We start from the raw sequence: 23,491 nt of genomic DNA, 5'->3' as shown, positions 1-23,491 counted from the left end.
GGAGCGCTCCCATGAGCGACAATCAAGGCATTCCGGATCCGGAAGGCGCCGCCAATCTCATCGACACCGAATACGAGATTGGCCAGGACAACATCGAAACTTCTGTCGGCCCTTTCAGCCTCGACATCCACAATCCGGTTTTCCTGGTCTCTGGCCTGACCATCGTTGCCTTCGTCTTTCTGACCCTTGCCTTTCAGACCGAAGTCGGCCCGATGTTCGATCATCTGCGCAAGTGGCTGACATCGAACCTCGACTGGTTCTTCATCATCTCCGGCAACGTCTTCGTCCTCGTCTGCCTGGCGCTGATCGTCACACCCCTCGGCAACGTCCGCATCGGCGGCAAGGACGCCGAGCCCGACTATACCTACTTCGGCTGGTTCGCCATGCTGTTCGCCGCCGGCATGGGCATTGGCCTGATGTTCTTCGGCGTTCTGGAACCGGTCTATCACATGGCCTTTTCCGAGCCGATCGGTGTGCCAAAGCCCTTCGACGCCGACGGCAATATCATTCCGGAAAATGTCGCGGCCGCGAAGGCCATGGGCATGGCCGCAACCATCTTCCACTGGGGCCTGCACCCCTGGGCGATCTACGCCGTGGTTGCACTCGCTCTTGCGATCTTCTCCTTCAACAAGGGTCTGCCGCTGACCATGCGCTCGGTGTTCTATCCGATCTTCGGTGAGCGCACCTGGGGCTGGCCGGGCCATGTCATCGATATCCTGGCCGTGTTCGCGACCCTGTTCGGTCTCGCGACCTCACTTGGCTTTGGCGCCCAGCAGGCAAATGCAGGTCTCGATTTCGTCTTCGGCATTCCTGTCAGCACCACGGCACAGGTCGTGTTGATCATCGGCATCACCGGCGTTGCGCTGGTCTCGGTTCTGCGTGGTCTCGACGGCGGCGTGAAAGTTCTGTCGGAAATCAACATGCTGATTGCGGCTCTGCTGCTGGTCTTCGTGATTGCCGCTGGTCCGACCGCAACGCTGGTCTCCGACTTCTTCTCCAACATTATTGCCTACGGTAGGGAAATCGTACCGCTGTCGATGCCGTTCGGCCGCGAGGACGACAGCTTCCGCCAGGGTTGGACATCGTTCTACTGGGCCTGGTGGATTTCCTGGTCGCCGTTTGTCGGCATGTTCATTGCACGCGTCAGCCGTGGCCGCACTGTTCGGGAGTTCATCGTCTGCGTCCTGATCATTCCGACCATCGTGTCCGTAATCTGGATGACAGCGTTCGGCGGCACCGCCATCGAACAGGTCCTGGCCAGCAACGACAGCCAGGTGCATGAATACGTGATCGCGAGCTACAGCCCTGAACTGTCGCTGTTCGGCATGCTTGCCGATCTGCCGATGGCATCGATCACCTCGTTCATCGCCATCATTCTGGTCATCGTGTTCTTCGTCACCTCCTCGGACTCCGGCTCTCTGGTGATCGACACGATCACGGCAGGCGGCAAGGTCGATGCGCCGGTGCCGCAGCGCGTGTTCTGGTGCACCTTCGAAGGTCTGGTCGCCATCGCGCTTCTGCTTGGCGGGGGCCTGGGAGCCCTGCAGGCAATGGCGGTCTCGACCGGGTTCCCCTTCACGATCGTGCTGTTGCTGGCCTGCTACGCCATCTTCAAGGGACTGGCGGACGAGCCGCGCTGACCTGAGACAGCAGGAACACCTGGAACGGGCGGCTCTGGCCGCCCGTTTTTGCATCCGAACATGACGAGCCACGTTGCAGTCATCGCGGACAGGCGAAGGGCGACCGGATGATCCGACGGCCTCTTAAAAGCAGGCGGCAATCGCCAGCCGACTTGTCTAGTCGGCCAGCTTGGGGGCCAGTCGCACGCCGGGAGGCGGCGAGCTTTCACGGATCCGCACATCGGGTTCGATCACGATGGGCGTATTGGGCACGCGGTCACCCGCGATCTGGCGCAGCAGAGTCAGTGCTGCCAACCGTCCGATCTTGTCCGGCTGGGCTGACACCGTCGTCAGCGCGGGCGTACGCGCATCGGCGCCGTCGATATCGTCGTAACCAGTAATCGCCATGTCCGGCCCCGGCTCGATCCCTGCTCGCCGGAACGTGGTCATCATTCCAAGGGCGACGAGATCGTTGAAGCCGACGATGGCTGTGGGGCGATGTTCGGCTTCCAGGATCTTCGGCACTGCGGCCCGGCCATCTGCCTGAGTCATCAGCTCAGGCAGGTCAAGCTGGCTCGCGGGATCGATCCCCGCTTCTTCCAGCGCCTTGCGCCAGCCCGCATTGCGGTAGCGGCCGGTCGAGCTGCCACGGCGACCGCCAACCATGGCGATGTCCTTGTGCCCCTGTTTGATCAGGTGCTTGGTGATCTGATAGGTGCCGGCAAGATCGTCACCGCGTACGCACGGTGCCCAGACCCCCGGAACCTCGCGCGCCACCAGCGTCACGGGTATCCCCTGGTCCACCAGCCTGTTGATCTCTTCGGCCGAGGTTCCGACCGAAGGACACAGGATCAATCCGTCCGCGCGGTGCTGCAGCAGCGTGTTGACGAACGCACGCTGGCGTTTGACGTCATCACGGTGGTTGCAGATGAAGATCATCTGTCCTTGCTCTTCCAGAACATCCTCGAGCGCAGAAAAGACTTCGGCGAAGTAAGGGTTCAGGATGTCATGAACGGCAACGCCCACAATCTGGCTGCGGGCGGTTCTGAGAGAAGCCGCCGACCGGTTGTAGATATATCCGATCTCCTCCGCGGTCTGCTTGACCTTCGCCCTGGTTTCCTCGGCAACAAGCGGACTGTCCCGAAGCGCCAGCGACACGGTTGCCGTGGAAATACCGAGCTGGTCGGCAATGTGCCCGAGAGTGAGCCTTTTACCAGGCTTTTGCGGAAATTCCGGCTGGGAGGGAGGGGAACCGTTGTCTTCAGACATTCCTATTTCTCAATAACCGCAGCGGCGTTGGGAGAGACCGTTATAGCCCTCTCCCCTCTGGGTAAACAGGTTTTTCTGTTTTTCCGAAGTTTGGGATCGAAGCCCCTCACAAAGATCAGCGCCGTCCAGCGGGAGCGGAATCGTCGAATTCCTCACGTAGATTGACGACAACCCTGCGGTTCTGCGATTGACAGGTGACCTTGTCGCAATCCGTTACCGGACGCTCCACGCCATACCCCTTCACCCACATGCGCTTGGGATTGACCCCCAGCTTGACCAGTTCGGCCATGACCGCGTTCGCCCGCTGGGTCGACAATGTCTTCTGCGCAGCCTCGCTGCCCGGATCGTCGGCGTGGCCCTGGATCTTGACCAGCCACTTCTTGTTCGATTTCAGCCACTTGGCCTGATTTTCGATTGTGATGCGAGCCTCATCGGTGACCACAGCCGAGCCCTGGTCGAAATAGACCCGGCGACCGACATTGATGATGAATTCCTCTTCCGAACCCGACGAAATATTTCCGAAACCGGCGGCCGGTGCGTTGGTCACATCGGGTGACGACAATCCACCGGCGCTATTGCAGCCGGCGACTCCAAATCCGATCATGAACGCAAAGACTGCGCCCCGGCCGATCCGGCCAAATGTATTTTCCAAGGAAGCCCCCAAATCCTCTTTAAGTTTCCCCCTCGCCCGGCAGCCCTCAGCCCTTTCGACTGCAGCTCCGCCGGTCGATTGCAAATTGCTCCGAATGAACGGGCTCAGCCCGCTTTCTCTCCAAGATGCTCCAGCACCAGAACGCCGGTCCCCTTCGGGCAGCGCTGGTAAAGGTCGACAATGTCTTCCGGGAACATGCGCACGCAGCCACTCGACACATCATGGCCGATGCTCCAGGGCTCCAGCGTGCCGTGCAGCCGGTACCCGAGATCGCTTCCATCCCGATAGAGATACAAGGCCCGTGGCCCGAGTGGATTGTTGGCAGCTCCGCCTTCGACCATTCTTGGCAGATCCGGCTGCCGCTTCAGCATCTCCGGTGGCGGCACCCACCGCGGCCAAAGGGCCTTGCGGTCAATCCGGGCGCGGCCGAACCACTGGAAGCCTTCACGCCCGACGCCAACGCCATAACGAAGCGCGGTGTTGTTTTCCCATACCCAGTACAGGAAGTGATTGTTGGTATCGACCACCACGGTGCCGGGTGGCTCGTCACTGAAATACTTCACCATCTGCCGATGCCAGACGGGATCGATCTTCTTGAAGTTGGTTCTTCTGTATTGAAACCCGCTATCTTCCTGATAGCCACTGAAATAAGCGTTTGCAGCTGCATTGGCGTGCGCCACCTGCGGCAAGGCCAATGTGCCTGCCGTGGCTGCTGCCCCTGTCAAGAACCTGCGGCGGTTCAGCTCCATCCCACACCTCCCTTAAAGGCTGGCGATCCTTCCTGACCGGCGGTTGTTTTAACCCCGGCGGGTATTAAGACGGGAACTATCCAATCCCGTCAACCGCCTAAGGCCAGCGTACGGGCAGATGCAGCCTTGATCAGATCCCCTTCACGCGTTCCCGGTAGAGGATGTAGAGGCCGGATGCGACAACGATGGCTGCCCCGAGAATGGTCGTATACGTGGGCACGTCGTCGAAGATCAGGAAGCCAAGCGCGATCATCCAGACAATCTGCGTATAGATGAAGGGCGCCAGCACCGGTGCAGGCGCGATCCTGTGCGCCATGATGAACAGGAAATGCCCACCCGCACCAAAAGCGCCGGTCGCGAACAGCAGAACCCATGTCCACAGGTCCGGAGGCGTGACCCAGACCGAGATACCAGCCGGCGCCATGGCAATGGCTGCGACAATACCTGAAATGATCAGCATTCCGGCAGAGCTGTCCGTTGCCGTGAGCTGGCGTGTCAGCAGCGCATAGACCGCGTAAAAGGACATGGCCGCAACCGAATAGATCGCCGCCCAGTGCATGCCGCCAAGTCCTGGCCGGGTGACCACCAGAACCCCGATGAAGCCGACAATGATCGCAATCCAGCGGCGTAATCCGGCCCATTCCCCAAGCAGCGGCCCGGCAAGGGCCGTGATGACGAATGGCGCGGCGAACATGATCGACATGGTTTCGGCAAGTTGCAGGTAACGAACCGCCAGGAAGTTGAAAATGGTGGTGCCGAGCAGACAGAACGACCGCACGATCTGCAGAACCGGCCGGTTCGTCTTCAGGAGCGAAGGTTTCTTCCAGACCTGGAACAGGACCAGCGACAGGATCACATGACTGACGAACCGCATCCAGACGATCTGCAGCGTCGGCAGGCTGGCCGACATGTATTTGGCCGTTGCATCCAGAACGGAAAAACTGAGGCAAGCCAGCACGATGAGACCGATCCCGGCGAGCGGCGCCGTGGCAGCGGCGGCATTGCCGGTCGAACGGTGCTGACTGTCATGCGCCATCGGCGGCGGCCCTTTTCAAACGATCATCCGCAGATGAAAAAGAGAGTAGCGGACACTGTCCCGGCAGGAACGGTCCGGTTGAGATAATTGCACCAACCCACTACCTAACCTTAAAAGACAAGCGGGGACGGTTATGCCGGTTGCAGAAATTGAAACATGGCTGGGACGCCTTTCCATTACGGAAGTTGACGGCGCAATCACCCAATTACACTGGAACGGGCCCTCTGGCAAAGAAGAAACACCGTTGCTCAAGGAAGCGGCACGCCAGGTACAGGCCTATCTTGCGGGTGATCTGAAAACCTTCGACCTGCCGCTCGCCCCGAAAGGCGGCGAGCTGCACCAGGCGGTGTTCAAGGCAATGCTCGCAATCCCCTATGGCGGAACCCGCACCTATGGCGACCTTGCCAGGGAACTGGACACATACGGTCAGCCGATCGGCCAGGCCTGCGGCGCCAACCCGATACCGATCATCATTCCCTGCCACCGGATCCTGTCGGCGAACGGCCTTGGCGGATATTCCGGCTCGGGCGGTACGGAAACAAAGATCGCCCTTCTGAAACTGGAGGGTGGCTACCCGTTCCTGGTCTAGCGCAACTCAAGTCGTCGATGTCAAACACCTGCCACTCCGGCCCTGTCGATAAAGGCAAAGACCGGAGCGGCGGCAGGCTCACATTTCCTCACAGGACCAGAGAATCTGCTCCCGTGATCTCGACAAACTGCGGTCCGCTGTCGGGCAGCTCAAGCTCGTCTGCAAGCGCCGCCAGCGGGTCTGCATCCCTCAACGGTCCGAAATCGAAGCCCGACAGGTCTTCCAGAAAGGCAACGGACACCTGGAACGTCTTGTACTCACCAAAGGCGAACCCTTCGACAGCTTCCGACTCGCGGCGGTCCTGCAGGTATTTCTGAATGGCCTGTCCCTGGCTTAACAGATAGGCGGTCGCGTGCAGGCGAAGACTGCCGTCGTCCTGCAAGGCATCCATCACCACCACTTTCCAGTACTGCAAGGGCAGATTGATGCCGACCCCATCGAGGAACGGATCCTCGTCGTCGTCGAAAAGGGGGCCGGTAAAGACCGTTGCACGGAAGGCATGGGTCTTTGTGCTGTCGAGGATATGGTTTTCCAGACCTTGCCAGGTGGACCGGTTCTGGTTGAGGGAGGAATGCTGCGGCGAGGCGTTCGTGTAGTGGAACGTATCGTCGTTTGCCAGTTGCGCCACCGGGCGGTCATCGCCCCAGTTCGGGTCCTCGCGCCGGACCATGTGTCCCCGGTCCAGATCTCCCGGGAAGTCGCCCTTGCCGAGTTGCGCTTCCACAGGAATGCGCCGATCGAAAAACCACTTGTCCGGTTTCTTGCGTTTGATCTTGATTGCCTTTTCGCCGTCGATGTTGACGACGGTGACCACGGGGCTTCTGCGATCGACATCATAGAGAAGCCCGAAGTGGGTATAGCGCAGCTCATGCGGACGGTCGGCGAGCGCATCCGTCGGGCTGGCCAGATTGAACATGCCGTCCGGCAACTTCGGAAAGTCGACCTTTTCCGACAGGAAGTTGGGATCGTAGCCGTTCCGGCCGATAAAATGGTTCGGGTCGTGGAAACCGTCGGCCACCTCCTGTTCAAGGCTAGCCTCGACCAGAACCTGTGTGGGCCGTTTGCCTGACAGAAGGTCCCGCAGCGTGCTCGCCCTGACAGCGCTGTTGGCAATTCCATAGGCTCCGGCGAAGTGCAACCCCACCACCTTGTTGCGATCAAGGCTCAGGATCGGTGAGCCGGAGTTTCCACCGAGCGTGGTGCAGTCGTGGCTGAGCACGGTTCCCGGCGCAACCGGCATCATCTTGCCCGGAGCAAACCGCTTCACATCGTAGAGGCCCTTGAAATACTTCTCCATTTCGGTGCGGTCGTTTCGGCTGTCGAAGGCCGGATAGCCGATCACCGCAACGATCTCGTCCGTTTCCGCGTCCGTATCCACCAGAGGCAAGGGCGCCACGGCGAAGCCGGCAGGTTTTTCGATCCGCCCGATCGCGACATCGGCGCTGGCATCATCTGCAAGATAGGTGAAGCGAAGGATCTCGGCCGGGCGCTCGTCTGACGGCAACGCGCCAACCTCTTCGTTGAAATCCACGCGCGCACCGTAACGGACCATCGTGAAGGGCGAGCGCATGAAGACGCCCTCTCCCCTGGCGTTTCGGCGTGCGACAATCTTGGCGACGTGCCGGTTGGTCACGACAAGAAGATGCCGGCCATCGGCTTCTTCTCCAACCACCCAGGCGGTTCCGCCCCAGGTCATCGAGTGGTTGATGAATTCAACCCGCCCGACCGAGCCGATCCAGTGTTCGTTCCGCTTGATCTTGATGTCTATGTCGGCACCAAACTCATCCGGCAGCGGGATCAGCGAGACCGCGCCGTTTTCAACAACCATCGGCGGCCGGGTAACCAGTCGCACGATGGCTTCCAGTTGCGTCAACGGCGTGCCGGCGGCTTCAAGCTGGCCGAGGGACATATCCAGCGCATCAAGCGTATCCGGTATGTCCAGTCCAAGTTGCTCAACAAAGGGGTGTCCTGCCTCGATGGCGCGTTTCGCAGCCTCAAGCCGTCCGCCCGATTTCAATGCTTCGAGCCGTCCCTGACTTTCCAATAATGCTCGCGTGTTCATGGAAATTCCTCCAATATCAATGTCTGTATTATTGTCCGGTATTCCCCATAGGTTCGGGCATCGACGAGGCTTGCGGCCTTGCCGGAAACACGGAACCTGAACAGTGCCCGGTTCTCTCCTTTCTTTCGTGTTTGACGAACCTGCAAACGCACGCGACTAGAACAATGTCGACGCGTCGACCGGTTCGTTTCTTTTCGCAGCATCAGCCCCGATCACGGCCAACGCCGCTGTCAGGGCTGGCCCCATGAGCCTGGGTGCAAGGGCAGCTGCAATGTCCTGGGCAGAGCCCGCGGTCATCGCCATTGCCAGAGGCCGCATCAGCCGTCGCTCGAAAACACTCCGGGCACGCCGGACCCCTTCTTCCGTGTCGGGATAGTCGGCCGCATAGGCCAATCGCCGCAACAGCGCCCGGGCGGTTGCCGGCGGATCCTTCCGCGAAAGCAGACTGTTGACCCGCGCCATCAGCAAGACATCGCTCTCGCCGTTACCCCAGTAAGACGGCGGCGTACCCGGGTAGGACCAGATACCGCCACTGAAGCGACGCCAGCGTTCGGCCGCCCGCGCAACCGTCGGCGCATCCGGAACAGCATTGAACACTGCAAATGCCCCTACCCAGTCGCAAGTAAGGCCCAGTGCCCCCAGAATTTCCGGTCCTTCGATCTCGATGTCGCTGGAATAGCGTTCGAAACTGTCGAAGAGATCAGGCGTTCCCAGCATCTCCAGCGTTTCATGCAACCCCTCGTAAAACCCGCGCAGATATTGCGCCATGCGCGGACTGTGCTGAATGCGTGCAAGAACGCTCAAGGGCGCGATCGCAGGGTTCATTCGGGCAATGGTGTGCTGATCCGTGTCGGGATGCTGCTGTCCGGTCATGATCGCAAACCGCTCGGCGCGGTTGGCACCCTGCCGGATTGCATCTGCCGGGTATTCCGAAACCCTCTCGCCGAACCTGAAGACGGACATGGCAACCGGATCCAGGATCTCCACATACTCCGGCCGCCCTTCCTGGCTGGCCATGAGAGCGAATTCCAGCGCCCCCTTCAGGGCAATCCTGGAACCCTCGGAACGCGCCTGCCAGGCTGTTGCCGCCAGTTTTTCATCACCCCGCAACCGGGCGACAAGTCCGTCGAAATCCGCTTCCGCCTCGATATCCAGCAGGACCAGCCCGTAGAGGCCCGGGTCTTCCCGGCTCAATCGTTCCAGCAAGGATTTCGGCAGCTTCCGCCAAAGGGACATGGCCCGCGCCCACTGGCCGGAGAGCCAGAAATAGGCAAGCGTGGCAGCAGCTTCGGGACGGGAAGGTGACGGATTTCGCGGAAAGGCGTTGTTGAGGGTGAAGATATGATCGGCCTCGAACACATCGCCCCGCCGAAGGGTCAGTTCGAGTTCGCGGATCAGTTCCGGCTCGACCTCCTCCGCTTTCGAAGTCGGAACCGGTTCGGATGTTCCCTGCTCGCTGCTGGTATAGCGCGCCCGGCGCGAGCGCTCGCCGCGCTCCTGCAGGATGGCATTCGTCGCCGGAAGAGGAAGCTCGTCCAGTTCATCTTCGCTGAGGCCCGCAACGTCGGCTGCGGTGAATTCGGGCATCGGGTCTCCGGCCCGCGTCGCCTGGAAGGCATGATAGAGCGCGGTCTCACGGTCGAACCCGGCAAACCAGTTTGCCGCCGCCCGGTCTATTCTTGCGGCCAGCTCCGGCTTTTCGACGTAGAGCATGGGCAGGATTTCCCGCCGCAGGTCGCTGCGGTGTTTCAGCCAGTCCTGACCGTCAACGGCCACCAGCCAATGGTGGCTGCTGAGTTCCTGCCAAAGTCGCCTGGACGCAGCTTCATCGATATCCTCACCGAGCCCGAGCGCCGGCGCCAGAACGAACTGGATTGCCTCGGCGCTGATCCGGCGCAGGACAAGACCAGGATGTGCCAGCTTCGCCAGCAGCGGGTCGTCAATGCGCGAAAGGATAGCCCGGTAAAGATAGGCTTCCGTGATGCTGCCTGCTTCGCCGTATTCCAGTTCACCCGGATCGAAGTCCTCCGCCTGCGTTACCTTGGCTGAAAGCCGCAGCATCAGCGGGTTGCCACGCGAAAGTTCGAAGATCCTGTCATGCAAATCCGGGGGAGCCCCCAACTTGTCCAGAAGATTGCGGGATTCCGTCTCGCTCAGGCCTTCCAGCTCCAGAGGCGGCCCCTCGATGCGTTTACGAACGGAATCGAGCGCATCTCCCCGTCCGGCCGCAATGATCGAGATCGGCGACAGCCCGGCCCGCACCAGATTGTCCAGAACCTCGAACAGCAGAATGGGCCGGGTTTCGCCATGACCGCGCAACACTTCAAGCGTATCCAGCACCAGGACCACCTGCCCGCCATGCGACCGCACCGCAGCGCCCATGGCATCGACCAGCTCGGTCGGCAAAAGGGTACTGCTCACCGTCGTGCCGGTCGTTTCCGCATTGCCGGAATACTTGAGCCTCAGGTCGCGCAGTCTGGGGGCTTCGTCTGTCAGGATGTCACCCAGCTGGCGGGAGAGCTCATGCACCAGCTTGTCGGGATCTTCCAGGTTCAGCCCGCGCCGGTCGAAGTCCAGGCGCAGAACGATTGGCGCCTTTTGAACAGACCTGTGTTCCGCCATTGCCCGGTCAATCAGAAAGGATTTGCCGATGCCCGGCAGGCCGGTGATGAACAAGGCGCTGACAGGTGTTTTTTCCTGGGGCCGCGTGCACCAGTCGAGCAAGCGGGCCAGTTCCTTCTCCCGGCCAAAAAACTCCCGGCTCAGCATGGCATTGGCCCGCCTTGCGGCATCCACGCGGTTCATGACACCGCGCAGGCGCACCAGCAACGGATAGGCAGGCGCACTCGGTCCGGCCCTGTCGAGGTCATCGGATATCTCCTCGATCCGTTTGAGCTGATCCTGCTCGGGCAGATCCGGAGTCTCCGCAATCAGTCGTTCGATGGTCTCCTGCGAGAACGGTTCGTCACCACGCAGGGCTCTGGCAACAGGTGTGTCTTCCTCCGGTGTTTCGATGGTCTTGAGCACACCATGGCGAGGCCCGTTGCGAAGAGACCAGACCGGCTCGGAGGAAATTTCCAGGACGACCTTGTTGAGCTCTGTCAGCAGCCGGGCAATCGTCAATGGCGTCAGCTTGTCCTGCAAGACCTTGGAGGCCGCCTCCACCGCATCACGCGGCGTGAAGGTTTTGCGCGTTGCGGCAAACCGCATGGCCGCCTTCAGGCCTTCCGCGAGCTGGTCACCGTCCTTGCTCATGGCGATGATGCTCCTTCGGCCGGAAGCAACGGTGCGAGAGACCTTTGCAGATTTTCCGAGACGGTTTTCACTTCCGCACTGCGATAGACCGTTCCCTGGGCTTGCACGCCGTGAAGGGCCTGCATCAGAACGAAATCGACCACATGCGTCGGCAGGCCAAGCCCCAGCGATCGGTTGATCGCCTCAAGCGTATGACGCACATCCTCGCGGTCGAACTGGCCGATGTAATCCACCATCACCCCCGGCCCGGTCAGCGCACTGGCATTTTCCGCCTTTGGCCCCGGAACGCTGTATGTCTCTCCACCGGCCATGACAAATCGAAGGCGCGTATCGCTCAGGATCATTGCCAGAAGCAGTTCCAGTTGCTGTTGTGCCGCCTTGCGCAAGCCTCCGCGCGGATTGTCGAAATAAATCCAGCTCGGCTTGTCCGCGGTTGCGCCGGTCGTCTTGGCCAGGAGGTCCACCAGTTGTCTGGCGCGGTCCTTGTCGCTTGCCCCTTCACTGGTTTCGTCGTCCGCAGCCCCCGGCCGTGCCAGCAGCGGCGTTCCGCCGTGCAATCTCTCGTTCAGCGTTTCCAGCAGGTCTTCCATTCCCAGAGACAGTTCAACCCTGAACACCTGCGCCGCTTGACCGTTCTGCGCCAGAACCTGACACAAGAGATCGTAGGAAAATTCAAGACCGGTCGTCTGGTCGATTTCCATCCGCTTGATCCAGATCCCGCGCAAGTGACGGGCGGCTCCCCGCACCACGTCATGGATGGCATGACAATAGCGCTGCCGTCCGATAATCAGATGACCATCGACACGCCCTGTCAGCGAATAGATGTAAGGCGGTGCCCGGTCCTCCGCAATTGCCTGGGTAAATTCCTCTATGCCGGCGAAGGTGGCGTAAGGAACGATCTCGGAAACGCCGTTCAGCTGTCCCTGATGGAAGCCGGCGAATGCAAGATCCGTGTCGAAAACCGACCCGCCTGACGACCCGGGTCTGGTGACACCGTCCTCCCATTCCAGTTGGATACGAGGCGGATCATCGATCGTCGCACGACCGGTAACGAAGGTGACACCCCTGCCGTTGTCGTCCTGTCTGTGGCTCAGGCAAAGCTTTCTCCGCCCGGTGATCCACGCCGGAGGTTTCGCCGGCAATTCGTAATACGTTGTCATCGGTTGCTCGATGGCAAGCAAGGCGACATCCGGGTTGGCACGCAGGATATCCCCGTCCTGCAGACCGACATCCCATTGATCGTCATGGCAAGGCATCTCGAAACGCACACCAAGCACGCGCAGCGACTTGCTCCCTTCTTGCGTGCGAACCGTGAGGCCGGACCGGCGCTCCTTCCGCTTGTCCTTGACTGTTACATGCCAGGCGGTCAGCGCGAGCCGGTGAGACACGAGTGTCGCGATACCGCAAAACCCTATTTCATCGAAAACATACAGCTTGAAGCCCAGCATCTTGTGCGCGAAATCACCGAGATCCTCGAGGTCGAAATTGGCCGCGTTGATCGGCTCGATTGGTTGGGTGAGGTGGAACATGAACTCCCAGCCAAGATTTTCCTCGTTCAGATAATCAGCCAGCAGTTCTTCAAGAGGCTGCCCGGTGATGCCCGCCGTACTGCGCAAGGCGTCGAGCGTCATCAGGGAATCCGTGAACCCCTGAACCCGGCGCAACACCCTGTCGACAGCCGCTTCGTTCTGCTCCAGATGCTGCTTCAGCTCTGCACTGGTTACCGGCATGACCAACACCGTATCGAGAATCGTTAAATCAATCGAGCCTGTCTCTTCGAGCCGACACGTCAGTCAACCGCCGACGGTCGGATGAGAATATGCGTCTTGTCGGTCAAAATACGGCCAACCGCACGTTCTCCCAGGCTTCGGAACCCAAGGACACAATTATAGCGTCATTCAAGCTGAAAATAAACGCACAAGTATACGCCGCCTGATGCTGCCGCAGACGCTGAAAAGGACGATCCTGTGCTCGCAGCAAAGCAACAGGTATCGTCCTCATTCCACTCGTCCTGACGCCGAAACCCGTTTACCGAACGAATTCGACGGTCACGAAAACAAGTTCCGCTTCGCCCGTGTTGGTGAGATCGTGCACGAAGGCCGTATCCGGCGACAGATCTGACATATGCCGGGTATCACCCGCCCTGTAGGTCACGTCCAGAATGCGGCCATCCGCCTGACGAGAAGTCGCCTTGCCATCGGTCAGGACGCTCCAGAAATAAGGCCGCTCGTGCCGGTGGGCGGGCAGCGTCTCTCCCGGCGCCAGTCGAAGATGCCAGACTTTCACGCCGTTTTCTTCCGACACCAGATGCGTCCCGACCCTGTCGGTCGCCTTTGCGATCTCTGCCTTGCTCATTGGGTTGGTCATGCTGCCACCGGATAGCTTGTGTAACCTGCGGCATCTCCACCGAAGAGCGTCGACCCATCGAAATCGGCAAGCGGCACTCCGTCCGCCAGGCGGCGCGGAAAGTCCGGGTTCGCAATGAAAGGACGACCGAAGGCAACGAGGTCCGCATATCCATCTGCAAGGATCCGGTCTGCATTCACCTTGGTATAGCCGCCGGCAACAATGACGGTACCGGAGTAGGCCTCTCGCAAGGCAGCCCGGAAGCTTTCGGGTGTTTCAGGCGCGTCGTCCCAATCGGCTTCGGCAAGATGAACATAGGCAAGACCGATCTTGTCCAGTTCCCCGGCGAGCTTCAGGATCGTCTGCGGTGCGGCCGGATCGTCCATGCCACGCTGGGTGATGAAGGGTGAGAAGCGAATGCCGGTCCGCTCCGCCCCGATGACTTTTGAAACGGCTTCGGCCACTTCCCGCGCAAACCGGATGCGGTTTTCCTGACTGCCGCCATAAGCATCCGTCCGCCGATTGGAGGTCGTTCGCAGGAATTCGTCGATCAGATACCCATTGGCGGCATGGATCTCGACACCGTCAAACCCGGCTGCCCTGGCATTGGCTGCAGCTGTCCGGTAGTCCTCGACGATGGCAGAAACCTCTTCAGCCGTGAGTGCTCGCGGAACGGGACATTCGATCATGCCACCCTGCCCCGTCTCCGGATCAACTGCCCAGATGGACGCACCCGGGGCAATGGCCGAGGGAGCAACCGGCTGACCTCCACCCTGGAACCGGGCATGGCTCATGCGGCCGACATGCCAGAGCTGCAACACCATGCGTCCGCCTTTTTGGTGAACGGCGTCCGTCACCTTGCGCCAGCCATCGACCTGTTCCGCCGAATGGATGCCGGGAGTGAAGCTGTAACCCTGGCCCTGCGGTGAGATCTGCGTGGCCTCGCTGACAATCATCCCGGCGCTTGCCCGTTGGGCGTAGTAATCCGCCATCATGTCATTGGGCACATTGCCCGGTTGCGTACTGCGCGAGCGCGTCATGGGAGCCATCACGATACGTGACGGCAGGGCAAGGGGACCGAGGTCATATCGGTCGAACAGGCTGGTCATGGAAAGTCCTTTCACAAACGTCAGTTGATCAGGGCGCCGCCGTCGACATCGATCACGGCACCGGTCATGGAAGGGTTGTCGATCAGAAGGAGATAGGCTGCCGCCACATCCGCCGGTCTTGCGAACCGCCCGGCGGGGAGGGTCTCTGCAGCTTTGTTCAGCATGGCTGTCCGGGCGGCCGGATCCATTGCGGCGTAAGCGGATGTATCGGTAAGGCCCGGGCTGACGACGTTAACCCGGACGGGAGCAAGCTCCTTCGCCAGCACCTTGGCACCTGCCTCCAGCGCCGCATTCATTGCGGTTTTCACAAAGGTACCGGGAACCGTTCGCCGCGCCAGAAAACCGCTGGTGAATGTTATGGTACCGCCCGGTCGAACATGCTTGGCCGCAGCCTGTGCCACCGCGACCGCACCCCAGAATTTCGTGTCGAAAGCGGTTTTGGCTACCTCGAGATCAAGACCGGACACGGGTCCACCCGGTGCCTGGCTGCCGGCCGTGAAAACCACATGGTCAAGCGGTCCGATCGCGGTGAAATAGACAGCAACCTCTTTCGGGTCTTCAACGTCCAGTCCATTGGAGCGCCCTGCGCGCAAGACCTCTCCGGGCCGGCTTTCCAGCGCATCGGCCACAGCACTTCCTATGCCGGATGTGCCGCCAATGACGACGGTTCTTGTTTCCTGGGTAAATGCCATCTCACGCACTCCTTTGGTCGGTTTCCCGAAAGACGGTTTCAATCAGCTGACCGGTGGGCGTGCGGAAGAACAGACGACGCTCGCCCAGTTCCGGCAGCTCCATGGGAGAATAGGCAATGCCAAGCCGTTCCAGCTTTGCCCGGAAAGCCCCGTAACCTTCGAGGCGGAAACCGATATGGTCCCAGCCGTCCGCCTGCCGATCCTCTTCTGCGTGTGGAGGAATTCCGATCAGATGAATGAGCGGTTCATTTCCGAAGTAGAGCCAGTGCCCCGGAATTTGGCGGATGGGGCGTGGACGCGGACGCTCCTCCAGATCGTCGAAGACCCGAAGGAAGAAGGCACGTGTTGTCACCAGATCGTGGGTTCTAATGGTGATATGATCGAGCAGCATCCCGTTTCCTTTCCGGCAGCAATCATCGGACTGCCGTTGTTGCCCACGAACCTAATGCTTGCGACAAAGCCAGATAATTGAGACAATTCCGAAACTTAAATTCGGAATTCTCGAATAATGATGGACAATCTCGCACTGTTCGTGCGCATTGCGGAATCGGGAGGCATTGCCTCCGCGGGCAGGGAGATGGGCTATTCCCCCGCTACGACGTCCGAGCGGCTGGCAGCACTTGAGGCTCACTATGGCGTCAGGTTACTGACACGGAGCACGCGCGCCCTCAGTCTGACCGAGGAAGGACGTTTGCTGCTGGACGGCGCCCGCCGCCTGCTTGCCGAGGCGGAAGAGCTGGATGTCCGTATCCGGTTAGGCGCGGAAAGACTGGCCGGACCCATTCGCCTGTCGGCACCTCTTGACCTCGGCAGAACACGCCTTCGGGCTGTGCTGGATCGGTTTCTGGAAACTCATCCGGACGTGACGATCGATCTTCACCTGAGTGACGGTTTCGTGGACGTTGCCTCGCAGGGGTACGACGTTGCGATCCGGTATGGCGAGTTGAAGGATTCAACACTTATCGTCCGCAAGCTTGCGGCCAACGCCCGGATTGTCTGTGCCGCTCCGTCCTACGTGGAACGCCATGGCCGTCCGCACCATCCCCGGGACCTTGCCCGGCACGATTGCCTGCTGATGCGTTTTGGCTCCGAGCCCGACAATTCCTGGCAGTTCCTGATCGACGGCAAGATAGTGCGCTGCCCGGTCAGTGGACGGCGCACGGCAAATGACGGCGGGCTGGTGCGCGACTGGTGTCTCGCCGGGTTCGGGATTGCCCGCAAGTCCCAGTGGGATGTTGCTGAAGACCTGGCAGCGGGCAAACTCGTGCCATTGCTGCGGGAATTCGAGCTGCCCCCCGCCGGGCTACAGGCTGTTTATCCAAAAGGCCGGTCAGGGGTGCGGCGGATCAAGGCCTTGCTGGAGGAACTGGAAACTGCGTTCAAATGAAGGCAGTCCAGCCGACAGCGATTGGTCAGTCGTATTCGGGCCAGACTCCTCCCCCAGCCCCGTCCGGCCGGTACTCCAGCCGTCCCTTTTGAATCTGCCATTCGATGAAATATTCGCCCGTACTCTCGACGACGGGTTCAGCGCCCCGGACAACCGGGTCGAACAGGGTCAGACGCTGGGAATGTGCGCCCTTGTGGCAAACCGCGACAAAAAGCGGACGTTCCGGGTCTTCGCGCATGGTGTAGATACCATCCTGCTCGCAATTGTCCGCATCACCCGAACAAAACGAGCAGCCAGAGATATCGAGTGGAACAACCTCTCCGGACACACTGTCCGACACGACGATCCGGGCGTCTGGCGTGGGCTCGAATGTCCACGACAGGGAGCTGCCCACAATCTCGACTGCTTCGCCTGGCACCGGCTCGCCCTTCCGGCTTGCGTCTTCGACCAGTTCGTAGGAAGGGCACCACGGATTGGCAAAATCCTCCAGTAAAGCCAGCGCCTCGCTTTGCTGAAGTGCCAGCGTCATCTCGCAGGACGCCATGTTGATATAGGACGCGGTATTTCCCGGGAGCTTGCCAAGCAATCCGCATTCGCTCTGGCGCAGCGCCTCCCAGGTTTTTCCACCTTCAAACAGCTGTTTCGTATGCGCGGGATTGCAGAGCCGTTCAGCGAGTTTTTCGCGTCTGCGGTCCAGTTCCGCCCGCCGTTCCGCAGCCCGGTCCTCCAGGCACTCGCCAATCGCGGCGCCGCCGATCCGGTTCGCTGGATCCGCCTTGCAAGACGCAATCTCGGCTTCAAGACCCGCCGGCAATTTCGGTTCGGGATCAGGCGTCTGCGCGGTTGCCGCTGAACCTGTTCCGGCAAGGAGAACAATGAATGCCAGGAAAGGCCGGAGGGTTTTGCCGTGATCCAGCGTCGCAGAGAGCCGGGCAGCTTTGCCGCGCCTGACGGCTGTGGATTGCCCGAGCCAATTCTTTCTCCCGCCAGTCATCGTGGCACTCATGACATTCCCCCAGTTGCTGTTGACGACAGCGGTTGCTTGCGACGTCCTCGACAATCTTCATAAGCCGGATCAACCGTTTGTGATACGCGAATGCTCTAGCGCCGGAGACCTGAGCCCTGCATCCCCCAGATGGGCCATGGCCGGTAGACACAAAAAAGCGGCGAACGGTCCAGCCGTTCGCCGCGTGTTCATCTCGTGCCGGCGCCGCTTTGTCCGAAGCGTCACCGGTGGGTTTCAAGCCAGGATGGCAGCGATGTCTAGAGCATCATCAATCCGATGAAGACCATCACCACCGCCAGCACGCTCCAGGCCATGACCTCCTGAAATTGAGACTGACGGGATTTGACCTCGCTCCAGGTGCGGGCTTGCGCACCGTGTCTCAATCCGAATTGCGGGTGGTTGATGGAAGCATCCGACACGTGCCGGAACCGGTCTCGCAGCTCTGCTGCCCGGCGGGCACCGCGGTCCTCGTTTATCGTCCGATACCTCAGTTGCATGTGTGCATCCTCCGTATGTGCCAGTCTGGCTGCGACGGAGGTAAGAAGCACAACGCCCCTTTTCAAATGACGGATTTGTAATCTTTCCCGGCCGCCCTGCACATGGTGCCATCTGGCGGCTGACGGGAGTTTCGGGAGCCAGACGCGGATCAGGCCACTGAAAGTTCCTTCTCCTTGGCCTTGTCTTTTTCCTTGGCTTCGGCTTCCGCGACTTCATCGCCGTCTGTGTCGAAATCGGCCTCGTGTTCCGGGTCGTCGTCGACGGAAATCGACAGGTTCTTCTCCACCTGCCGCAGCAGCTTCCGCAGTTTCTTGCGGTCCTTGTCCTCCAGACCGGACATGGCTTCCCGTTCCAGACGCTTCCAAGCCTTGTCCACCGACAGCACCAGTTCACGGCCGACATCGGTCAGATAAACGCGGGCAAGACGGCCGTCCGTGTCGGAAACCTGGCGGCGAACATATCCCTGACTGGAAAGCCGGGTCACCATCTTGGTGACGGTGGGCGGCTGCACACCGAGCGCGAGAGCCAGCTGGCTCATTGTGCGCCCGTCCGTATCTGCCAGAACCTTCAGCACCAGTTCCTGGCCGGGGTGCAGCCCGATTCGCATGAGATGCGCCCCGGACCGGGCCCGCTGCGCCTTCGCCGCCTGAACCAGCCGAAACGTTATGCTTTTCTTGTAATTAAAAGCCATCGCAGCAACCCCGTCTTCCAATCAACTCGAATCACGTTCATCTATGATGCGGCGGAACCCTAGCGGGAGTATTTAACCGTCAAATGACACTCGCCCGGGAAAAGTCGATTTTACTGAGACTGCGCAGACTTGGCGCCTGTTATCCAGCTAACTTTTGATGTACCGACCGCTGACGTGCCTCTGTCGAACGGTGATACAGACCATTACCATGGACATCTACGCCTTTTCAAAGCGCGTCAGCCGGCTCCAGTGCGCCATGCAGCGCATCGGAAACCTCGCGGCAATATTGACTGTATTCGGCGGAAGTCCGGAAACTGTCGTCTCGCGGGTAAGGCGCGTCGATTTCCATCTCGCGTATCACCCGGCCTGGCCGGGCGGCCATCACCACGATGCGACTGGAGAGATAGACGGATTCGAATACCGAATGCGTCACGAAAAGCACGGTCCAGCCGAAGGTCTTCTGCAGGTGCAGCAGGTCGTTGTTAAGCTTGAACCGGGTGATTTCATCAAGCGCGGCAAAGGGTTCATCCATCAGAAGAACTTTTGGCCGGGTGACAAGCGCCCGGGCAATCGAGACCCGCATCTTCATGCCGCCGGATAACTGACGGGGAAAGTCTTCGGCAAAGTCGGCCAGTCCGACGGTCGCAAGTGCTTCCATCACCCTGTCCCGGGCAGCCTGGCGAGATACGCCCTTTAACCGCAGTGGCAACCAGACATTGGCAAAAACCGTTGCCCACGGCATCAGGGTCGGCTCCTGGAACACGAACCCGAGCTCATGTTCCTCCTGCCCGCTTCGCTCCGCCGGCCAGGAAACGGTGCCCGTGCTGGGATCTGACAATCCGGCGATGATCCTGAGCGCACTCGACTTGCCGCACCCGGATGGCCCAAGCAGGGACACGAATTCACCTTCACGCACATCCAGGGAGAAATCGTCGAGCGCGGTCGTGCCGTTTTCGAAAACCTTGCCGATACCGTTCAGGGATACGACGACGGGGGCCTTTTTGTGTGAAGTCATGTGATCGCTTCCAGCGTTCCCGTTATGTGAACCGTCTCCACAGTGCCCGTCAGTCCTTGACCTTGAGCGCCCCTGCAAGCAGCGGAATGGCAACCGTCAGCACCGCAACGGTGATGAACGACGCTCTCAGCGAGAGATAGTCGCCAACAAAGCCCAGCAGCGGCGGACCGAACAGAAAAGCTCCATAGCCAAGTGTCGCAACGGCCGCAAGGGCAGCCCCTTTCGACATGTGCGGATCACTGGCTGCCCGCGACATGGCCAGCGGAAACAGCACCGCATACCCTAGGCCCATCACGAAACAGCCGGCCCACACAGACCACAGACCTGCGCCGGAGACCAGCAGGATGCACCCGAGCAGCGCGACGATACCGCTGACCCGCGCGGTCGGCACGGGCCCGAAGCGGGCGATCACCTTGTCACCGGACAGGCGCATGATCACCATGGCGATAGAGAAAATCGTGAAAGCGGCGGGCGCGATCGACTCGGCAATGCCAAGATCCTCTATCTGATAGAGCGCGGCCCAGTCCGTTACTGCGCCCTCGCCCAGCGCTGCCACCAGCGCCATCAGCCCGACCAGCACCAGAGCCCCCTTGGGCAGAGCGAAAAGCGGTGCCTTGCTGCCATCTTCGTTTTCCGTCTTGGACTGCGGCCAGGATTGGCGCCAATACCAGACAAGGAATGGCGCCGCGACGATGCCCCACAGGACAAAATGCGACAGCACGCTGAGATCCGCCATGATCGCAAGCCCGCCGGCCAGGGCGGCAACCCCCGCACCCAGGCTGTACAGCCCGTGATAGGAGGACATGATCGGACGCTCCAGCGCCTTTTCCACTTCAGCACCCCAGCCGTTCATGGAAATATCCAGCGCACCAATGCTCAGCCCTGCCAGGAACAATGCCGCTGTCAGCAAGGCCACGTTGGGCGAAAGACCGATCAGAACGAAACTGATGATGTTGGCGACCGCCAGCAACTTTGTCATGGGGGCCGCGCCCAGGCGGTCGATCAGCATTCCGGTTATGGGAAAGGCGACAAACGCACCGCAAGCCATGACAAGCAGAAGAATGCCGAAGCCGCTTTCATCGAGCCCGGTTGCAGACTTGATATTGGGAATTCGTGATGCCCACGTACCGATACTGGTTCCGCACATGAAGAAGATCGCCGAAACGACACGACGCGCGGCAATGGCTTGGCGCTGAATTGAAACTGACATGGAGCTAACATTTTCTGGGAGGGCGAGCGCCCGAAAGGGAGCCGTCTTTCTGTCACGCGAGTGCCGGCCTGACAAGCATCATTCCGGGTGAAATGAGCAGCGCCTTAAACCAGCTTCCGCGATAGGAAAAAATGCCTGCAGCCAGCCCTCGATTCTACGCAGGACCAGGATTGCCGGCTCAAGTGGCCAGCCCGGACAGACGGAACTGGATTTCATTGGTCCGCTCCACTGCGGACTGATAGGCGGAAATGGCTGCAGCGGTTTCCGCCCGGGCCCTGTCCCCGCTCGTTCCGCCAACAGTCTCGGCACTATCCGAGCCGCCAGAATTGTTCCGGCTAGTCGTGCTGTCCGCACCGACAGTCTCAAGATCGGGACCGGAGGCGGAATTGACATTCCCGTCGTCATCATCCCCGGACAGTTCTTCCGACTTCTTCTGCCGGACTTCTGCCTGCGCTTCGGAAATCTGGGCCCTTGCCTGCTGCGCCACCTTCAGATCCTGAGAAGACGGATCGGCAGGTGCGGTCGCAGCGCGAATGACAACCTGCATCTTGCGGATCGTGGCTTCCGGTGTGCGTTCCTTGGAGGTATCGATCTGGACCTCGCCCCCTATGGCATACCGCTTGCCGTCCGGTCCCTGCTGAAAGGTGTAGCTGGGCGCCCCGGCATAAGCACCGCCAACACGGGCATGTGCCTGCTCATGGGCACGGACTTCCTGGTCCCGCTGTTTCAATTTGTCGACCTGCTTTTCCTCGGCCTGGTCAAGGCCGTCGCCATCTGGGTCTTCGTCCTTTGCAGCATCATCCTGTGCCTGACCAGCTCCACCGCTGGCGGCTTCGGTCTCAGCATCAGCACTGTCGCCAGCAGGCGCCGAATTTGCGGGCGTTCCGGTCTCGGTCTCTTCGCTCTCGGGAGTTCCAAGTGCAGTTGCCTGGCGGGATCTACCCGGCGCATCGGCAGAACCGTCGGCTTCCTGCAGGGCGATCACGGCTTGTGCGGTCAGGATCGGCGTATTGCCGGCACGGGCAGAGATTGCCTGGGCACTTGCCTGGCTCGCGCGCGCAGAAGCCTGGTCCCGGCCCTGGGTATTTTCCCCAGAACCAGGATCGCGTTCAGCCGCGACACCGCTTCCTCTCAGGATCGTTGCCGGCGTATTTGACAGGATTGCGCCGATCATGGCGCGGATTGTCCCAAAAAGGCGTCAGCAAATTCTAAACACCGGTTAAGAATCCGGCATCATAAGTTCGTGAAGACCCACTCGCTCAATGGCCGTTCTTCTGCCGCCTCTTGCCTGCCCGGACACGCTATGCAAAGGAGAAAGTGACGTATCTTCAAAGCGGAACGGATCCATGCTGCCCAAGCCGTATTGGCAAGACATGACAACCCTCGACTTTCAGTCGCAAGGAGTTGAAGACTGGATCGCGGTTCTTCCCGTTGCGGCCATCGAACAGCACGGCCCGCATTTGCCACTGTCGACGGACACGACGATTGCAGAAGGTCAGGTCAAGCGGGTACTCGAGCTTCTGCCCACTGGTCTGCCTGTCACTTTCCTACCCGTACAGGCCGTCGGCAAATCGGACGAACACATCTCTTCACCCGGCACATTGACCCTGGCCTGGGACACGGTCACACGTGCCTGGCTAGAGCTGGGTGAGAGCGTCGCTCGTGCCGGAATTCGCAAACTTGTGCTGATCAATTCCCACGGCGGCAACGTTCCTGTTCTGGATATCGTGGCGCGGGAGCTACGCGTGAAACATGACATGTTCGTCACCGCCACCAACTGGCTGCGGTTCGGTCAGCCCGACGGGCTGTATGCCGACGCGGAATTCACCTACGGCATACATGGCGGCGACATCGAAACATCACTGATGTTACATCTGCGTCCTGATCTTGTCCGCATGGAGCTTGCCACCGATTTTCCGTCGGAACAGCAAACCTATCTGCAGGAATTCAAGCATCTGCGTGGCCACGGCAAAGCCCAATACGGATGGAAGGCGCAGGACCTAAACGTAACGGGCGCGCTCGGCAACGCCTCGCTGGCCACGGCTGAAAAGGGTCGGCAATCGCTCGATCACGCAGCACGCGGCTTTATCGAGCTGCTTGAGGACGTCAACAACTTCGATCTTGCAAGGCTCTGGTCACCGGCACCTTGAGACCAGCCGGAAATCGTCCCGAGCTTGCCGGGACGGCTTGAGCTTACGCAAAGGGAAGCATTCGATTTCGTAATATAGCAATATTACGGAATCGAAGCAGGTATTATTCGCGTTTATTCAGCTAAACCCACAAGAATACACAACAATTCTCTGCAT

21 protein-coding genes are annotated in these 23,491 nt (G+C 60.2%); 4 read left to right on the top strand and 17 right to left on the bottom strand.

What is annotated here, in order from left to right; all coding sequences use genetic code 11:
* Window positions 1-11: 11 nt before the first annotated feature.
* Complete coding sequence (locus tag J7447_RS25765; RefSeq protein ID WP_055661152.1) at window positions 12-1,640, top strand: BCCT family transporter; 1,629 nt, start codon at window positions 12-14, stop codon at window positions 1,638-1,640.
* A 156-nt stretch (window positions 1,641-1,796) separates the two neighbouring features.
* On the opposite strand, the gene J7447_RS25760 is transcribed toward J7447_RS25765, so the two are convergent.
* The 4 genes from J7447_RS25760 to J7447_RS25745 form a co-directional block, all read right to left on the bottom strand.
* A complete protein-coding gene (locus J7447_RS25760) occupies window positions 1,797-2,888 on the bottom strand; it encodes a LacI family DNA-binding transcriptional regulator (protein ID WP_055661151.1) in 1,092 nt (363 codons plus the stop codon).
* A 115-nt stretch (window positions 2,889-3,003) separates the two neighbouring features.
* Window positions 3,004-3,540 carry an OmpA family protein gene (locus J7447_RS25755; protein ID WP_228871238.1) on the bottom strand — a complete coding sequence of 179 codons (537 nt, stop codon included), beginning with the start codon at window positions 3,538-3,540 and terminating at the stop codon, window positions 3,004-3,006.
* Between the two features lie 104 nt (window positions 3,541-3,644).
* Window positions 3,645-4,289 (bottom strand): L,D-transpeptidase, encoded by a 645-nt coding sequence (locus tag J7447_RS25750; protein WP_023003657.1) that lies wholly within the window; start codon window positions 4,287-4,289, stop codon window positions 3,645-3,647.
* 130 nt (window positions 4,290-4,419) lie between these two features.
* Complete coding sequence (locus J7447_RS25745) at window positions 4,420-5,325, bottom strand: DMT family transporter (RefSeq protein ID WP_023003659.1); 906 nt, start codon at window positions 5,323-5,325, stop codon at window positions 4,420-4,422.
* A gap of 133 nt (window positions 5,326-5,458) precedes the next feature.
* Between J7447_RS25745 and J7447_RS25740 the strand changes: the two genes are divergently transcribed.
* Window positions 5,459-5,914: a methylated-DNA--[protein]-cysteine S-methyltransferase gene (locus J7447_RS25740; protein WP_023003661.1), complete on the top strand. Its 456-nt coding sequence runs from the start codon at window positions 5,459-5,461 to the stop codon at window positions 5,912-5,914.
* An 88-nt stretch (window positions 5,915-6,002) separates the two neighbouring features.
* On the opposite strand, the gene J7447_RS25735 is transcribed toward J7447_RS25740, so the two are convergent.
* The 7 genes from J7447_RS25735 to J7447_RS25705 all read right to left on the bottom strand — a co-directional run bounded on the left by J7447_RS25735 (window position 6,003) and on the right by J7447_RS25705 (window position 15,769).
* The gene (locus J7447_RS25735; protein ID WP_209171403.1) at window positions 6,003-7,976 is read right to left on the bottom strand and encodes a DNA/RNA non-specific endonuclease; all 1,974 of its coding nucleotides are present in this window, start codon (window positions 7,974-7,976) and stop codon (window positions 6,003-6,005) included.
* A 156-nt stretch (window positions 7,977-8,132) separates the two neighbouring features.
* Window positions 8,133-11,231 (bottom strand): AAA family ATPase, encoded by a 3,099-nt coding sequence (locus J7447_RS25730; RefSeq protein ID WP_209171402.1) that lies wholly within the window; start codon window positions 11,229-11,231, stop codon window positions 8,133-8,135.
* The gene (locus tag J7447_RS25725) at window positions 11,228-12,961 is read right to left on the bottom strand and encodes a trypsin-like peptidase domain-containing protein (protein ID WP_209171401.1); all 1,734 of its coding nucleotides are present in this window, start codon (window positions 12,959-12,961) and stop codon (window positions 11,228-11,230) included. Before J7447_RS25725 ends, J7447_RS25730 begins: the two co-directional genes overlap by 4 nt.
* A 298-nt stretch (window positions 12,962-13,259) precedes the next feature.
* Window positions 13,260-13,598, bottom strand: coding sequence for a hypothetical protein (locus J7447_RS25720; protein ID WP_209171400.1), 339 nt, complete (start codon window positions 13,596-13,598; stop codon window positions 13,260-13,262).
* Complete coding sequence (locus J7447_RS25715) at window positions 13,595-14,686, bottom strand: alkene reductase (RefSeq protein WP_209171399.1); 1,092 nt, start codon at window positions 14,684-14,686, stop codon at window positions 13,595-13,597. Before J7447_RS25715 ends, J7447_RS25720 begins: the two co-directional genes overlap by 4 nt.
* Before the next feature lie 20 nt (window positions 14,687-14,706).
* Window positions 14,707-15,378 carry an SDR family oxidoreductase gene (locus J7447_RS25710; RefSeq protein WP_209171398.1) on the bottom strand — a complete coding sequence of 224 codons (672 nt, stop codon included), beginning with the start codon at window positions 15,376-15,378 and terminating at the stop codon, window positions 14,707-14,709.
* 1 nt (window position 15,379) lies between these two features.
* Window positions 15,380-15,769 (bottom strand): glyoxalase, encoded by a 390-nt coding sequence (locus J7447_RS25705; protein WP_209171397.1) that lies wholly within the window; start codon window positions 15,767-15,769, stop codon window positions 15,380-15,382.
* Between the two features lie 117 nt (window positions 15,770-15,886).
* On the opposite strand from J7447_RS25705, the gene J7447_RS25700 reads away from it, so the two are divergent.
* Complete coding sequence (locus J7447_RS25700) at window positions 15,887-16,765, top strand: LysR family transcriptional regulator (RefSeq protein ID WP_209171396.1); 879 nt, start codon at window positions 15,887-15,889, stop codon at window positions 16,763-16,765.
* Window positions 16,766-16,790: 25 nt separating this feature from the next.
* Here J7447_RS25700 and J7447_RS25695 read toward each other — a convergent pair whose 3' ends face one another.
* The 6 genes from J7447_RS25695 to J7447_RS25670 form a co-directional block, all read right to left on the bottom strand.
* Window positions 16,791-17,771, bottom strand: a complete 981-nt coding sequence (locus J7447_RS25695; protein ID WP_209171395.1) for a hypothetical protein — start codon at window positions 17,769-17,771, stop codon at window positions 16,791-16,793.
* 257 nt (window positions 17,772-18,028) lie between these two features.
* Entirely contained in the window at window positions 18,029-18,268 is a 240-nt protein-coding gene (locus J7447_RS25690; RefSeq protein WP_209171394.1) for a hypothetical protein, read from the bottom strand.
* Between the two features lie 149 nt (window positions 18,269-18,417).
* Window positions 18,418-18,960 (bottom strand): MarR family transcriptional regulator, encoded by a 543-nt coding sequence (locus tag J7447_RS25685; protein ID WP_062486938.1) that lies wholly within the window; start codon window positions 18,958-18,960, stop codon window positions 18,418-18,420.
* A 226-nt stretch (window positions 18,961-19,186) separates the two neighbouring features.
* Window positions 19,187-19,975 carry an ABC transporter ATP-binding protein gene (locus J7447_RS25680; protein WP_209171393.1) on the bottom strand — a complete coding sequence of 263 codons (789 nt, stop codon included), beginning with the start codon at window positions 19,973-19,975 and terminating at the stop codon, window positions 19,187-19,189.
* Window positions 19,976-20,024: 49 nt separating this feature from the next.
* Complete coding sequence (locus J7447_RS25675) at window positions 20,025-21,185, bottom strand: MFS transporter (protein WP_209171392.1); 1,161 nt, start codon at window positions 21,183-21,185, stop codon at window positions 20,025-20,027.
* 178 nt (window positions 21,186-21,363) lie between these two features.
* The gene (locus J7447_RS25670) at window positions 21,364-22,359 is read right to left on the bottom strand and encodes a putative metalloprotease CJM1_0395 family protein (RefSeq protein ID WP_209171391.1); all 996 of its coding nucleotides are present in this window, start codon (window positions 22,357-22,359) and stop codon (window positions 21,364-21,366) included.
* Window positions 22,360-22,531: 172 nt separating this feature from the next.
* Here J7447_RS25670 and J7447_RS25665 point away from each other — a divergent pair, with 172 nt between their 5' ends.
* Entirely contained in the window at window positions 22,532-23,335 is an 804-nt protein-coding gene (locus tag J7447_RS25665) for a creatininase family protein (protein WP_062486929.1), read from the top strand.
* Window positions 23,336-23,491: the final 156 nt, after the last annotated feature.

Source organism: Labrenzia sp. R5_0 (genome assembly GCF_017743835.1).
GTDB classification, from domain to species: Bacteria; Pseudomonadota; Alphaproteobacteria; order Rhizobiales; family Stappiaceae; genus Roseibium; species Roseibium algicola.
The sequence above is the reverse complement of the archived record's forward strand: the minus strand, read 5'-3'. Positions and strand labels throughout refer to the sequence as shown.